The sequence below is a fragment of the Pseudomonas sp. Xaverov 259 genome, assembly GCF_019352915.1.
Classification (GTDB): Bacteria; Pseudomonadota; Gammaproteobacteria; order Pseudomonadales; family Pseudomonadaceae; genus Aquipseudomonas.
Genome location: NZ_JAAAFV010000057.1, coordinates 984,874 through 1,000,383, shown reverse-complemented (window position 1 = coordinate 1,000,383; position 15,510 = coordinate 984,874). Strand labels below are relative to the sequence as shown.

The window sequence follows — 15,510 nt, the reverse complement described above, 5'->3', positions numbered from 1 at the left end:
AGCCGATTAATGGCTAAAAAAACAGCGACTTGGCCAGTTGATCGCTAATCGAGCTGCGATGAATTTCGATCTCCTCCCAGTCGTTACGCCCCGTGCGCTGGCGGGAACCACCGAGCCGTCGTTGTTCGCGGGTTTTGAGATGAGCCTTATCGAATACCTCCAGGGCAGCGTTTTTCTTTGAGTAGTGAAAGTGCGCGTACCACAGCACGGTATTGGTCTCTTTATCGCGTACTTCGTACTCGTCCAGATAGCCCTTTGGCGGCCCTTTGACGACGCTGCGAGTTAAGGTTTTGTGGATACTTATCAGCCCTTGGCTATGCAACCACTCCACCCGCGCCGCAGTGGGCGGTTGCTGTTTGATCATGGCGATGTAGGTTTTTCTACCCAGGCGATAAAGCCGCTGTGCTTCGTCGTTGAGGTTGCGTTTGGTCGATGCGGCTGAGACATGATCACTTTCGGTGAGATTGCGCCGGGTCAGCGCTTGCTCGATATCGTTTGACGCATCCTCCAGTTTTTTCGCATAGGCCTCGAACATATCTTGGATATCCTGGGGCGTGTGCCAGGGTTTACTCGAGAAGCCCTGATACTTGCGGGTTTCAGCTGGCGCGCTATCCAACAGCGTTTGCCCGGTGTTAATGCTGGTATCCAGGTCCACCGTGGCAGGCACTGGCGGTGGAGGGGTGACCTTTTGCCGCTTGACCCAGACGCCTGGGGTTTTTTCATGAAACGTAGCGAGTACTTTGCCCGTCACCGACGCTTTGACATCGAACAGCGTACTGTCGGACTCACGGGGTTGAGCTATTAAAACCCCGTCGTAGCGTGTCTTGATGACTTTGCGTTGTGGCGCGCGCGGCGCTTTTGAGCTGCCGGGTTTGGGTTCCAGGGCTTTTTTCTCGCGTAGCAGTTGCGCCAGGTCATGAATGGCGCGCTGGCTGAATTCGCCAATCTGCTGGCGAAAACTCTGAAGGCGGGTTTTCAGCAGAAACTGCGGGTGTTCGGCGTGCAGGTCCAGCAGACGTTCATCTGCACTGGAAAATTGCTCAACCAGGCTGTTGAGCACGTCAATGCGCTCATCCAGCGACGTGTCGTTACCCCTTTCGATGATTTCAGTGAAACTCTCGACGTTAAGTTCGGCTGTCTCGACGCACTGGTCCATCTGCTCTCGCAGCGTAGAGGGGATCTGGCTTTGCTCTTCATCGATACACAAGTAGCGAGCCAAGCCGATCTCAAGAGATTTGAGCTCAGTGAGGGTGAGCGTTGGCAACTCGCTCATGGTTTTGAGAATGACCGCCGCGCCTTCCTTTCCCAGCGCTTTGAGGTCGCTGAAGCGGTTATTGATGAACTCCATGCGTTTGATGATTGCCAGGTTCAAGGTGGACAGGTTTTGCGCGCTTTGCGCCTGGTTTTTATAGCCTATGTCTACCTCGGCATCGAGGATTGTGGACGACGATTTCAAGGCCTGCTTATAGCCCACCAATTGTTGTTCCATGGCTAATTGAGTCATTTGTATTTGCTGCTTCAGGTATTCACTCATGCCGCTTTCATAGGTGGGCACGGCCTCGATGACGCTCAAGGACTTCAACTGGCTGATCGCCTCGTCGTACGCCTTCAGCCGGTTTTCGACTTTACCTATGAACGCTGTACGCCGCAGGTCAGTGGAAGGGCCAGGGGCGGCGTCCAGTGCCGGCTCTGACTCAAGCAAGTCCAGCTGTTGTCTGGCGGCGACCGCATCAAAGGCGTTGATCTGGCTCATGAGTGCCGCAATGCGCTCAGGCTGATTGACCTTGACCGCACGCTGACGGTTTCGAAGGCCGCCGCCGCGCAGACGCAAACGGGTGTCAACGAACCACTGGCCCGCCAGATTGCCGATCAGCGGCGGGCCAGTACGCAACGGTACCTTCGGGTCAATGATGATGACACTGTCGTTGTCATCCACCCTTACCTCGAACCAACGCTCACCAACCGGTGCATACCACTTGTCTGCAAGGGGGTACAGATTCAGGTGGCGCCCGGGCGTTTTGTTTTGCTCGCCAAGCTTATCGGGTTTGGTGATATTGAAACTGTCGAGTGTCTTGGCCAGGCCCAAGCGGCTATGGCTCAGGGCCCCCAGGATGTGTACGGCGCCTTGATGCTTGGCGGGCAGTTGGCTGTCGGGAATATTTGCTTGTTGAATAGAGTTGTATTTTTTCTCGATAACGGGTGGTTTACCGGCGGTTTCGAGCGTTGTTGATTCGGATTCAGTTTTGATCTTCGGTGTATCGTACTGTTCCAGCAGGCGAGGGTGGCGTAGGGCAATGTGCAGGGTCAGAGCCATGCCCAAGTTAAGGAATACATCCACTAACGCTGTCCACGAGGCTTGTTGATCGCCCTTGTTCACAGCTTCCTCGGTGGCTTGCAGATCGTCCATGATTTGCCAGATCCAGGCGGCAATGCCGACGGTGCGGCCCATGAACGGCAGGGCCGCGTTGAATATTTGCCAGCCGGTGTGTCGAAAGGTCGCCCAGCGTTTCTGTACATTGGACACCGACTGACGGTCCGCCAATTCGACCATGGCGCCGGCATTGGCCTTGAACAGCGTTGCCAGGGCGTCATTGCCCACTTCTTCATCGGCCAGGGTCACGGGGCCGCTCATGTAAAGCAAAGTGAGGGGCTCGACCAGGGCCCGCACCACCGTCCACGGCGAGGGCAAGCTGTCGGGAAACACGTATTGGGCGTAATTGAAGCTCTGCGCTTGCGGCAGCCAGGCCAGCACCGATTCGCGCAAGGGGCGCTCATGTTTGATGGCGTACAGCAGGTTTTGCCGTGACGGGTATTGCATCAGTACCGGTTCCAGCAATGGGCGATAAAGCAGGGACGGACCGGCGTCGGCGTCCCTTGGACCGATCACGAACATATTGGCAACCACGTCGCGCTCATTGCCGGGCCGCAAGGTGGGTACGAAGGCCAGGGCGCGGATAACAATGAGCTGCCCGTCTACATGACGGTCGTGTTCATCGGCGTGCATCACGGCGGCAACGTAGCGGTAGCCGCGCTCATCAATTGCGCCTTGTTTGCGGATTTTCATTTGCAGGGCCAGCAACGGCAGTTGCAGGCGTAGATGGCTGATGTAGAGCTGTTGCCGGTGACTGGATTGCGCAGTGTCATCAAGCAGTTTCTGTTTTATCAGCGCGGGGTAGTGTTCGCCGATATCAATGCCTTCGATCAGGTCTTTTAAGTAGCTGAAGGTCAGCCAGCTGGGGGCACCATTGTCATTGCCGTTGTAGCGCACCGTGGCGTTGCCTGTGGGCAGGCCGGTGAGGTTGTCCAGCGCCAGATCGATCAGGCCGCGACGGGTGATGTCCACGCTGCCCGGCACGATGAACGTGCCCCATACCACCGGGCTTTCGATCACTACCTCAATTTTGTCCAGGTTCAGGCGTGCACCGTCTTTATGCGACTGGATGCGGCTTTTCAGCTGTGCGCGGGCATAGTCCCGAATGGGCGCAATGCCGTCCTGGAATGTTTCGCCGTGGTAACGGGCATGCAGTTGGGCCAGGTCGATCATGTAGCGGCTATAGGCGGCGGTGTCCGAGTCCGACGCCGAAGCCAGCCAGTCGGGCAGTTGCTGATGAACCTCTCGGATACTCGAGAGTTGGTGATCGCTCAACTCTTCGATGCTGGGCACAATGCGGGCGACGGTGGTGGGGCTTGGCTGGACCTCTGCCGGCTCATCGACAACGTCTTGGCTGTAACTGCCGATGGCGCGGATTTGCAGCTCTATCAGGGTGCAGGCCAGGGTATCGAAAAAATTTCCAGCGGGCTCATACAGGCGCCATTGCAACGTGGTATCGCGCTGTGGCGCACTGAGCCGGGCCGGCAGTGAGGCGCCGAATGCTTCAAGTGACTCGAAGGTGTTATAGCCACTGACCAGCGAGTGCGTCAGGATCATTTGGCGTTTGTCATGCTCGCCAACCAGTACAGTCATGTCCATGAAGCTGAGGTGAATGGACTCGCCGTCCCGAAGCAGGTCGACGTCAACCAGGTAAGCGTGACACTTGTAGCGATCATTCAGCGAGCGCCTGTCCCGGTCGGGTTCCTGGAACACTCCACGGGCCATGGCCGCTTGGTGTTCATCCAGGCCTTGCTCTTCGGTGACATTCCACACTTTCCTCAGCGAATTGGAAAACGCCTGCCAGCGTGGTCCGCTGCTACCGTTGGAGGCGTTCCAGAAGTTAAGTTGCTGTTCCTGAAAAGCGGTGAACAGCAAATCGGATAACTCGTTGATCAAGCGTGCGATGGCATCGATCTTCACCGCAAGGTGCACTGGCGCCGTGGCGTTCGGCTGCAGCGTGAGAAAATGCTCGCCATCGATGTAAGTGACCCGCTCGCTGGACAGCGCTTGATGAGCCAGCACTGAGGTCAGGGGTTGGATAACGGCTGGCGCCGGTTCGACGGCGTTGCCCACGATATGCCAGCGAGGGCTGACCACCATCGCCAGGTCGGGGTCGATATTGAGGGTGGGGTAGAGTTCTCTGAGTGCCGAGCGCAACGTGGTGGCGGCGACCTCATGGAGGGTAGGCCCGGTGGTTAACTGGGTGAGCAGTTCATAGGTGCTGGGGGGGCGATGATTGTTGTTAAGTAGATCATTGGGCATGGGTTGCTCCTCTGCAATGGCTAGCCTGGACGGGCGTTGAGGATGTGCAAGGTAGCGATGGCCGTTGCCGGGAGGACGGTAGTTAAATAGCGGCGGCGCCGCTGAATCAGATCAGAGAAGCTTGCCCGCAAAGGCCCCATGCACAAGGTGTGAACATGAGTCCTTCACGGGCACTGAGGTTATTTCACCTTGAAAAACAACCGTTGGGCCTGGTCCCGGTTGATTTCGCTGAGGTAGAACGCGGTTTTTTGCTTTTCGTCGAGGCCATCAAGACTGTCGGCATCTACTCCTCGGGCGTGCTCTTGCGGGGTTTTCAAGCGGCCCCGGAGAAAAGTCCTGGCGGGTACCCATTCGGCCGAATAATGGAAGTGTGCATACCACAGCACCGTTTTATCACTGCGGTTACTCAGGGTGTACTCATCCAGGTAGACCTTGGCAGGCCCTTTGAGTCGGCGGCGTTTGACGGTTTTCTTGATCACGATCTCGTTGTTTTGCTTAAGCCATTCCACGCCACTGATTGTGGGTGGGCGTTGTTTGATCATTTGCAGTTTTTGGCGCGCAGCCTCTTGATAGAGTGCCTGTGCCGCGTCGCTCAGCTGTTTGCCGACCAGAACCGCCGAGCCCTGGTTGCTATCGGTGGCGTTGCTTTGGGTGAGGGCCTGCTCAATGTTTGCAGAGGCCTGTTCCAGTTTCAACGCGTGCTGGTGGTACAGCCATTCGATGCCAGTGGCGCTGCGCTCAGGTTTGATGGCCTGTTGGCCAGTGCGTTGCTTGAAGGCTCCCAGCCCGTCCAGCAGTTCCTTCGCCTGGCTGATACTGGTGGCGACGTCCAGGGTCGTGGTGGTAGTGGTGGTCTCGATGGGATTGACGTGCTGCACCCACACACCTGGAGTTTTTTCATGGAAGGTCGCCATGATCTGCTGGTTGAGAGGAGAGATGACATCCACCATGCCGGTTTCATCGCCAGTCTCTGTCAGTCGTGGTACCCCCACCAATACACCGTTGTAGCGGGTGTGAATGATTTTTTTCTTTGCTCTTGGCGGTGTTGACGGCGGTGTCGGGCGGCTTCTGAGCGTGTCCCGATCCGCGTGCAGCAGTTCCAGGTTACCCAGGGTTTCGCGGTAGAAATCGCGGATTTTTTCGCGCAGGGTCGTGATACGTGTAGGCAGCGCTGCGTCAGGAAACTCGTCTGGAAAATCCTGCAGGCGTTCGTCGATGATCTTGAGCTGTTCGACCAGGCTGCCGAGGGTTTCGATGCGTTCATCCAAGCGCGCCTGGCTACGCTCCACCGAGGTTTCATGCAAGGCCTGAATCGACAGGCTGGCGTTGTCGACGATGGTGTCAATGGCACTCCAGGCTGAGGAGTCTGTGGCGATGCTGTTGTCGTCCAGGCATAAATTGCGCGCCATCGACACTTGCAAGGCCCTGAGGTCGCGGGCGGTGTAGCCCGGCAATTTTGTTCTGAATTTGCGAATTTGCTCGAATCCCAACTCACCCAGCGCTTTGAGTTGAGTGAGCCGCGTTTGGGTGTAATTCAGGCGCTGGATCATGTCCTGGCTCAATTCGGTCATGATGCGGGCATCGTCGATATGACGTTCCTCGGGATGGTTGATTTGGTGCTCGATCTGATCCAGCACGGTTTTGAGTTGAGGTGTGAAGGCCACTTGCGCTTCGGTGATACCGGTTCGGGTCAGCTCCAATTGGGCGTTCACGTAACGGATCGCGTGTTGCTGATAGTCAGCGCTCGGGGAGAACACGTTCAATATTTTGAGCTGTTGCAGTGCCTCTTCGTAGTCGCCGCTCTGGCTCTCGAGTTTTTGCAGGTAGGTTTGGCGGCTGACCTCGGGGGAGGAGGGGGAGGCGCTGTCCGACATCGCCAGCCGGGCCTGTTGCAACTCAAATTGCGCAGTGGGTTTGTTTAGCTCAAATAGCCTCAAGCGTCTTTTGGCTTCTAGCGCGTTGATCTCAGCCTTGGATTTTGACTGCTCCTGCAGGTGCTTGGAGCCGGCACCGCGCAGACGCAGTCGAGTGTCGATAAACCATTGGCCCTGAGCGTTATGAATCAACGCCGGCCCTGTTCGTCCGGGTTGCTTCGGGTCGATGATGACCACTGCTTCATCTTCACCGGCACTCACCTCAAACCAGCGTTCCCCTACGGGGGCGTAGTATTTTTGTGCCTGATGAAAGAGGTGCTGGTACTGGTTTCCTGAAGTTTCAGCCTTGCCGAGGCCTTGCGGTTTGCTGACCTTGAAGCTGTCGAGCACGGTGGCGAGTTCGCCGGGCATGCGCTTGATTGCGCCGCTGGTGTGCAAATGCGGTAAATGTGTGGCCGGCAACTCCTTGGTCAGGGTCGCCTCTTGTTTGATCGTGACCTGTTTGGCGCGGATTGCCTCGGCCAGTTTTGGCGCGGTCTTGCGTGGGTAGCCGGTACGGTGGCTGCGGCTGGCGGCGTGCAACGTGATCGCCATGCCCAGGTTCAACAGGACATCGGTGAATGCCGACCACTCGGCTTGTTTCTCACCGTGTTCATGCGCTTGCACAAAGGTTTGCAGTTGATCGACCACCTGCCAAATCCAGGCCCCTGTGCCGATGGTGCGTCCGAGAAACGGCAGTACACCATTGAAGATCACCCAGCCGGCGTGTTTGAAAGTTGCCCAACGGCTTTCGGCATTGGATACCGATTGGCGGTCGGCCAGCTCTACCAGCGCCTGGGCATTAGCCTTGTACAGTGTGGTGAATCGATCACCGTTGAGTTCCTGGGGGGCCAGGCTCATTGGCCCGCTCATGGTCCATAGCTTGTCAGGCTCCACCAGGTAATCGGCGACCGCCCAAGGCGAAGGCAGCGAGCCTGGAAATACATAGTTGCTGTAGTCGCTGCGGACCGCGTCCGGCAGCCAGGCCAGGACCGACTCGCACAAGCTGCTCGATTGCGCGATCGTATAGATGAGGTTGGCCGGCGATGGGAACTGCATCAGGGCCGGTGTGAACAGCGGCCGGTACAACAGGCATGGGCCGGCCACCGGGTCTTCGGGGCCGATCACGTACATGTTGGCGACCGTGTCCGTAGAGGCGTCTGTGCGTCTTAGGGGTACAAAGGCCAAGGGCCTGAGCACAATGGTCTGCCCGTCGACTTTGCGGTCAGTGGCCTCCTCTTGCATCACCGCGGTCACATAACGGTAGCCACGCTCGTCAATGTTGTCTTCCTGGCGAATCTTGGCCTGCAGGGCCTGCATTGGCAGTTGGATACGCAGGTGTTGGCTGTATAGCGTATTACGGCGTGCCGATTCCTGAGTGTCGTCCAGCAGCTTTTCCTTGATCAGCGCGGGGTAGGTGCGGCCTATATCGACAGCGGTGACCAGCGATTCAAAATAAGTTGTGGTCATCCACTCAGGCAGGTTGAAACCATTGGTGGTCTTGACGATTTTGGTGCCAACCGGCACCGCAATCAGGTTTTGCAGGGCCAGTTCAACCAGGCTGAAGGTAGTGGTCTCAACCTGGCCCGGAACTACGAAAGTACCCCAGACGACCGGGTTCTTTACTTGTAGGAAAATCTTCTCCAAGGGCAGGTGGGTGCTATCTGGGTGGTCCTTGATCACCTTTGCCTTGATGACCTTCAACGCGTAGGCCTCGATAGTCGGAATGTCGTCCAGGAAAGAGCGACCGGTATTCTGGTTATGCAGCGCGGCAAGGTCTTTGAGGTGCCGAGCATAAAAATTCGAGTCGCTGGGTGAGGCGTTTGTCAGCCAATCGGGCATCTGGTTGCGGTACCACGCCAGGTCCGGGCTGCTTTGCGCAGGCGGCGGGGCAGCAGCAGGTGGCGTGCCCAGGGCGACATCGACGTTGTTGGCTTTGCGCAGGTCGGAGAAGTCGATTTCAGCGATGCTATCGACTTGCAGTGACACCAATGCACAGGCCTGGTGATCAAAGAAATCGCCGTCCGGCTCAAACAGGCGCCATTGGATTTGTTGGTCCGTGGCAGCGTCCAACAGGTGTGCGGGCAAGGAGTTGCCCAGGTGCTCCAGCGAGGGAAACTTTTCATAACCCTTGAGCAGCGAATGGGTGAGGACCGTGGTTTTCCCTTCATGTTCGCCGATCAATACCGCGATGATCACATCATTGAGGTGCTTGACCTGCCCATCATCATCGACTCGGTCGATATCGACCAGGCAGGCCCTGAGCTTATAGAGGTCGTTGTCCTTTCTATCGGCTTTGTCGGGGTGAGTGAACAGAGCGCGGGCCATGGCGCACTCAGTCGCACTCCAGTCATCGGCGGTCTCGACATTCCACACCGCACGCAACAGGTGCGATAACTCATGCCAATGCGGACCGCTGCCGTTAGTTTGGTTCCAGTGGGTGATCATTTGTTGCTGGTAGGCCCGCAGCATCGAGGGCGCCAGCAAGTTAATGGTCTTGGCGATTTCAGTGACACGCACGGGCAGGTGTACCGCGGGCTCCACGATCGGTTGACGGGTGAGAAAGTGCTCGCCTTCGATGCACAAGAGTGGCACCGCCAGCACCGCTTGTTTGGCGAGGACGTCACTGAGGGCCTGGTACTCAGTGGGGCCGGCTCTGACCTGGTCGTCCTCGAGTTGCCAAGTCGACGTCGCGAGCATGACGGTGTCCGGGTCGATATCCAGTGTCGGGTAATGTTCCTGCAACGCCTCACGCAACAGGAGGGTCGCTGTCTCTCTGAATGAAGGGACGATATAGAGTTGTGTGAGCAGCGCTATCCGTTTATCCGGGCGATGGGTGTTCAAGGGCGTAGCATTTGAAGCGGGGGAGTTCATGGTGAGGCATCCCTGTCTGGCCGTTAGATGGAACTAGCCCGAGGTAAAGGCTAGGGATTTCCATGCTAGGGCGCGGCCAGGCAGAGAGGCGGTGCTTAATTAGGCACACCTTCAAATCTGCATTCGGCGAAGGTGGCCGTCTTATCAAGGCACTTCAGGTGCCGGATTTGATCTTGGTCCAGGCCCTGGTCCTGGCCCGTTCGGCTTTGCTGTCCAGGGGTTTGAGGGTGTAGAGCGTGGCCATCGCCGCCTCGGTCGGGTACAGGTTGGGGTTGTGGCGAATGGCCGGGTCGACCAGTTCGGTGGCGTCTTTGTTGGGGTTGGGGTAGCCGACAAAGTCGCTGACCGGCGCAATCACATTGGGTTGCAGCAGGTAGTTGATGAAGGTGTAGGCGTCGTCCGGGTTTTTAGCGCCCTTGGGGATGGCGAGCATGTCGAACCAGATCGGCGCGCCTTCTTTGGGCAGGCGCATGTCCACGGTCACGCCGTTTTTGGCCTCTTTGGCGCGGTTGGCGGCCTGGGAGAAACTGCCCGAATAGCCCACGGCCACGCAGATATCACCGTTGGCGATGTCGGCCATGTATTTGGACGAGTGAAAGTAGGTGATGTACGGGCGGATCTTCATCAGCAGCGCTTCGGCCTTTTCGTAGTCCTTGGGGTTGCTGCTGTTGGGGTCCAGGCCCAGGTGCTGCAAAGCCAGGGGCAGGATTTCTGATGGCGAATCCAGCAACGCCACCCCGCACTGCTTGAGCTTGCTGATGTTCTCTTCCTTGAAGATCAAATCCCAACTGTCGACCGGCGCATTGTCACCCAGGGCGGCCTTGACCTTGGCCGGGTTGAAGCCAATGAGGATGGTGCCGTACATGTAGGGCACGGCGAATTTATTGCCGGGGTCGTTGGCTTCGATCAGCTTCATCAGCTTGGGGTCGAGGTGGTTCCAGTTCGGCAGCTTGCTGCGGTCCAGCGGCTGGAACACCCCGGCCTCAATCTGCTTGGCCAGGAACACGTTGGACGGCACCACCACGTCATAGCCGGAATTGCCGGTGAGCAGCTTGGCTTCCAGCGCTTCGTTGGTGTCGAAGATGTCGTAGACCAATTTGATAGTGGGGTTCTGCGCCTTGAAGTCTTCCAGCGCCTTGGGCGTGATGTAGTCGAACCAGTTGTAGACCTTGAGGGTTTTCTCTTCGGCGTGGGCTGCACCACCGATGACGGCGGCACAGAGGGCGAGCGACTTGAGCCTGTTCATTGGGCAGCTCCTTCAAAACCTTCGAGGACGTTGACGGCGTTGATGCCGATTTCTTCCACGGCGTAGCCGCCTTCCATCACAAACAGCGTGGGCTTGCCCAGGCGGGCAATGCGCGCGCCCATGGCCAGGTAGTCCGGGCTGTCGAGTTTGAACTGTGAGATAGGGTCGTCCTTGAACGTGTCCACGCCCAGGGACACGACGATGATGTCGGCGCCATAGCGTTCGATCTCGGTGCAGGCTTCTTCCAGTGCGGCACTCCAGGCCGCCCAACCGGAACCGGCCGGCAGTGGGTAGTTGAAGTTGAAGCCTTCGCCGTCACCTTCGCCCAGCTCGTCGGCATAGCCGAGGAAAAACGGAAACTCCGCTTCCGGGTGGCCATGAATCGAGGTGAACAACACGTCGTTGCGTGCGTAGAAAATCGACTGGGTGCCGTTGCCGTGGTGGTAATCCACATCCAGGATCGCGACGCGCTTGTGGCCCTGGTCGAGGAACGCTTGAGCTGCGATCGCCGCGTTGTTGAGGTAGCAATAACCGCCCATCAAGTCACCAGCGGCGTGGTGCCCGGGTGGGCGGCACAGGGCGAAGGCACTGTGGGCGCCGTTCTGGATGGCCTGCTGCGCCGTGAGGGCCACTTGCGCCGCGCTGTAGGCCGCTTGCCAGGTGCCGGCGGTAATTGGCGCGCCGCCGTCGAAACTGTAATAGCCCAGTTGGCCATGCAGGCTTGTGGGGATCACCCGCCGCAGCGTGCGCGCGGGCCAGGTGTAGGGCAGCAAGTCGCCCTCCTGGCCGTACTCGGTCCAGCGCTGCCAGGCGCCTTGGAAGAAGTCGAGGTAGTCGTGGCTGTGGATACGCTGCAGCGGTGCCAGGCCGAAATCCTGCGGCGCGTGTACCTGGCCCAGTTCGCGGTCTTTGACCCGTTGCAACACGTGGTCGGCGCGCGAGGGCATTTCAAAGCAGGGCATCAGTTGCCCGTCCATCAATTCACAGCGGCCATGGTGCAGGTGGTGATCGTCCGAGTAGATCGTCAACATTTGTTGTTCTCCGCAGGCTGTATCGGTGGGTCCAGTCTTGCGGCGGGCGTGCTTTAAGAGAACGGCAGGAGCGGCCAAAAGGGGATTAATATGGCCAAAGTGTCTGTCCGAAATTCGCCCCTTGATGGAGCATCACGCTCGAAATTGGCTCGGCGCCACGCCACTCCAACGCACAAAGGCATGCCTGAAACTTGCCGTTTCGCTGAAGCCCAGTGCCTCGGCAATCCGGTAGATCGGCCACTGGTCCTCGGCCAGCAGTTGCTTGGCACGCTCGAAACGCAGCTCGTCCAGCAGCTCCTGGTAGCTGCAGCCCAGGTCATGCAGGTGCCGGCGCAGGGTGCGCGCCGAACAGTTCATCTGCTCGGCCAAACCCTCAAGGCCGGGCGCGGCATTGAGCTGTGCGGTGAGCAGTTGGCGAATCCGGCCGAGCCAGGCCTGGCGGCCGGTGAACTCCAGGTTTTGTTTGCGGCAACGCTCAGCCATGGCCTGGTGGGTGATGGCGTCGGCCAGGGGCAGAGGCTGGTCCAGCCAGTGTTTATCGAAGGCAAAGGCATTGGCGGTGGCCTGAAATTGCAGCGTGCAGGGGAAACGTTCGGCGTAGCGCGCGCGGTAGTCGGGGGCGTCATGTTCAAAACGTGCAGCCAGTAAGGGCAGAGGCTGGCCGAGCAGGTCGTCGCAGATCACTTTCAATGACGCCAGGCACAGCTCGACGTTGAACATTTCCAGGCTGGGGTTTTCCCGGTAGTCGCCGGCGGTGAACCAGATGCGCTCGCCGTCCTCTTCAAGGCTCAGCTCGAACAGTGTTCCCAGCAGCGCCGGATAGCGCAGCGCCAAACGTAACGCGTCACCAAAGGTGGCACTGGTGAGCAGGGCGTAACCGAGCATGCCGTAAGCCGACACATGCATTTGTGCGCCCAGCTCCAGGCCGACATCGCGGCGCAAAGCCACGGCATTGGCGCACACGCGCATTTCCTGATTGGTGGTGATGCGCGTGTCGGCCCGGCTCAAGTCCGCCGCACAGATGCCGCTGCCGGCCAGCAGTGCTTCGTGGGGCAAGCCTTTGAAGGTGTTGAGCACCAGCGAAACAGCATTGAGTGTGGTGAGGTGGGAATGCAGCATGGGAACTTCCAGCCAGGGGATGGCTGGAAGGGCAGCAAGTTATATGCCGGTCAGCTCAGCTCGCCGCACAGGTCCAGTTCCACCAGACGGCGCACTTCGCTGGCCTCAAGCCCGGCGCCGAGCAAGGCATTGAGCTTGCCGAACGCCGCTTCGCGGGTCATGCCGCCACCGGACAGCACGCCCACGCCACGCAAGCGGCTGCCAGCTTCGTACACGTCCAGCTCCACGCCGCCTTCATGGCATTGGGTGATTGCGACTACGACCACACCCAGATCCTGCGCACGCTTGAGGCTGGCGAGGAACTCAGGGTTATCGCTCGGCCCGGTGCCGCTGCCGAAGCATTCCAGCACCAGCGCCTGGATGCCGCTGTCGATCAACGCGTTCAGTTGCGCGGCGGCGATGCCCGGCACCAGCGGCAACACGCCGACATTGGCCAAGGCTTTGGGCTGGCGGTAATGCAGGGCGGCCGGGATCATGTCGGCCTGGGCGACGCCGCCATTGCGCTGCAGGGCTGCAAACGGGTGGCGACCGAAGCTGCGGATTTTCGCGCAACGGGTCGGCGCCATCAGCGCGCCGTGGAAGTACAGCTGCACGCCCGGCGCCAGGCCTTCGCCCAAGGCCGTCAAGGCGCCGCTGACGTTTTCCCAGGCATCGCTGTCGGGCACGCCGGCCGGCAGCATGGAACCGGTGAAGACTACCGGCGCCGGCAGGCCCAGCAGTTGAAAGCTCATGGCTGCCGCGCTGTAGGCCAGGGTGTCGGTGCCGTGCAGGATCAGCACCGCATCGCAGCCTGCGTCCACCGCCTCAACCACGGCGCTGCGCAGATGCTGCCAGTAAGTGGGCGTCATGTTGGCGCTGTCGATCAGCGGCGACATCTCTTGAAAGCGCCAGGCCGGTAGCGCGGCATCGACAAGCTGTTCGCGCATGCGTGCTTCAAAACCCGACGCCGGCGCCAGGCCGTTGGCGCTGGCCTGCATGCCAATGGTGCCGCCGGTGTAGAGCACCATCACGTTGTTAGCTGGTTGCATGAAAAATCTCCTGAACGAAAAACGCCGCCGGGCCCAGAGCATGCCCAAGGCCGGGCGGCGTGTCATCTAGCGGTGATTAACGCTGCGCTTGAGCGCTCAGTTCAGCCGAAGCGACTGCTTGCGGCTTTGCCGGGTTAGCCGGCCAGGCCTTGCGGTCGAGGTCCAGGTCGGGGAACTGGCTGGAGTCGAACACCGGCGTCTTGATACCCGCTGCACGCTGGTTGTCGTAGTCATTGAGGATGCGCATGGCAATCTTGAACAGGAACGCCAGGGCGAACAGGTTCACGAACGCGAGCATGGTCATGGTGATGTCGGCGAAGGCGAACACGGTGCTCAGGTTCTCGATCGAACCCCAGAAAATCAGCACCAGCACCAGCGCACGGTAGCCCATCAACACCTTGCGGTTATTGCCGACCAGGAAGCGCAGGTTGCTCTCGCCCAAGTAGTAGTTGTACATGATCGAGGTGAACACGAACAACGCCAGGGCCACCGAGATGAACATGCGGCCCCAGTCACCGACCACCGCCGCCAGGGAGTTCTGGGTCAGGGCAATGCCGTCGCCTTCAAAACCTGGGGTGTAGAAGCCGGAGAGCAGGATCAGCAACGCGGTGCAGGTGCAGATCACAAACGTGTCGAGGAACACGCTGAACGCTTGCACCACGCCTTGGGCGATCGGGTGCTCTACCGAAGCCACCGCTGCCACGTTAGGCGCACTGCCTAAACCTGCTTCGTTGGCGAACACGCCGCGCTTCACACCCATGATGATCGCGCTGCCGACCAGGCCACCAAAGGCTTGGTCGAGGCCGAAGGCGCTCTTGACGATGGTCGCGAGCATGGCCGGCACGTGGTCAAATTGCAGCACGATCACGTACAGGGTCACGGCGATGTAGACCAGGGTCTTGACCGGCACCAGCAGGTCGGCGATCGACGCGATGCGCTTGATCCCGCCGATGAACACCAGGCCCAGCAATACCGCCAGCGCCAGGCCGGTGTAGGTGGTGTCCAGGCCAAAGGCGCTGTTCAGCGAGTGGGTGACGGCGTGGGCTTGCAGGCCGTTGAAGGCGAACCCGAAGGTCACCAGCAACAGGAACGCGACGACCATACCCAGCCAGCGTTTTTGCAGACCGTGCTGGATGTAGTAAGCCGGGCCACCACGGTAGGTGCCGTCAGCGTCAGTACGCTTGTACAACTGGCCGAGGGAGCACTCGATAAAGCTCGAAGACATGCCCACCAGCGCGGTGACCCACATCCAGAACACGGCGCCCGGGCCGCCCAGGGTCACGGCAATGCCGACACCGGCGATGTTACCGGCACCCACGCGGCCGGCCAGGCTGAGCATCAGCGCCTGGAAGGAACTGAGCTGGCCGGAGCTGCTCTTCAGGCTGTCTTTGAACACCGAGAACATGTGGAAAAAGTGACGCAACTGTACGAAACGCGAGCGGATCGTGAAATAACCGCCGAGCCCGACAATGAGCACGATCAGTACTTTCCCTGAGAGGAAGTCGTTGATGACTTCGAGCATGGAGTGTTCCTCGCTGATTTTTCTAATGGCAAACGCAGGACGGTGCGACTCATCGCTCGGCACCAGGCAGTGCACGACGCTTCGACCCAATCCTTTTGCGGGTGTTGTTATTCATGCGCTTTCGCGTTGTATCCGGGCCTCGTT

At 59.1% G+C, this 15,510-nt stretch carries 7 protein-coding genes; all 7 read right to left on the bottom strand.

Annotation, left to right across the window (positions count from 1 at the left end):
* Positions 1-13: 13 nt before the first annotated feature.
* The gene (locus K0H48_RS27420) at positions 14-4,633 is read right to left on the bottom strand and encodes a DUF6543 domain-containing protein (RefSeq protein ID WP_219337462.1); all 4,620 of its coding nucleotides are present in this window, start codon (positions 4,631-4,633) and stop codon (positions 14-16) included.
* 179 nt (positions 4,634-4,812) lie between these two features.
* On the bottom strand, positions 4,813-9,420 hold the full coding sequence (locus K0H48_RS27415) for a DUF6543 domain-containing protein (RefSeq protein ID WP_219337461.1): 4,608 nt from the start codon (positions 9,418-9,420) through the stop codon (positions 4,813-4,815).
* 154 nt (positions 9,421-9,574) lie between these two features.
* The gene (locus K0H48_RS27410) at positions 9,575-10,666 is read right to left on the bottom strand and encodes a polyamine ABC transporter substrate-binding protein (protein ID WP_219337460.1); all 1,092 of its coding nucleotides are present in this window, start codon (positions 10,664-10,666) and stop codon (positions 9,575-9,577) included.
* A complete protein-coding gene (locus tag K0H48_RS27405) occupies positions 10,663-11,697 on the bottom strand; it encodes a histone deacetylase family protein (RefSeq protein ID WP_219337459.1) in 1,035 nt (344 codons plus the stop codon). Before K0H48_RS27405 ends, K0H48_RS27410 begins: the two co-directional genes overlap by 4 nt.
* Positions 11,698-11,829: 132 nt before the next feature.
* Entirely contained in the window at positions 11,830-12,816 is a 987-nt protein-coding gene (locus K0H48_RS27400) for an AraC family transcriptional regulator (protein ID WP_219337458.1), read from the bottom strand.
* 50 nt (positions 12,817-12,866) lie between these two features.
* The gene (locus K0H48_RS27395; protein WP_219337457.1) at positions 12,867-13,844 is read right to left on the bottom strand and encodes an asparaginase; all 978 of its coding nucleotides are present in this window, start codon (positions 13,842-13,844) and stop codon (positions 12,867-12,869) included.
* Between the two features lie 76 nt (positions 13,845-13,920).
* Complete coding sequence (locus K0H48_RS27390; RefSeq protein WP_219337456.1) at positions 13,921-15,366, bottom strand: sodium:alanine symporter family protein; 1,446 nt, start codon at positions 15,364-15,366, stop codon at positions 13,921-13,923.
* Between the last annotated feature and the right edge of the window lie 144 nt (positions 15,367-15,510).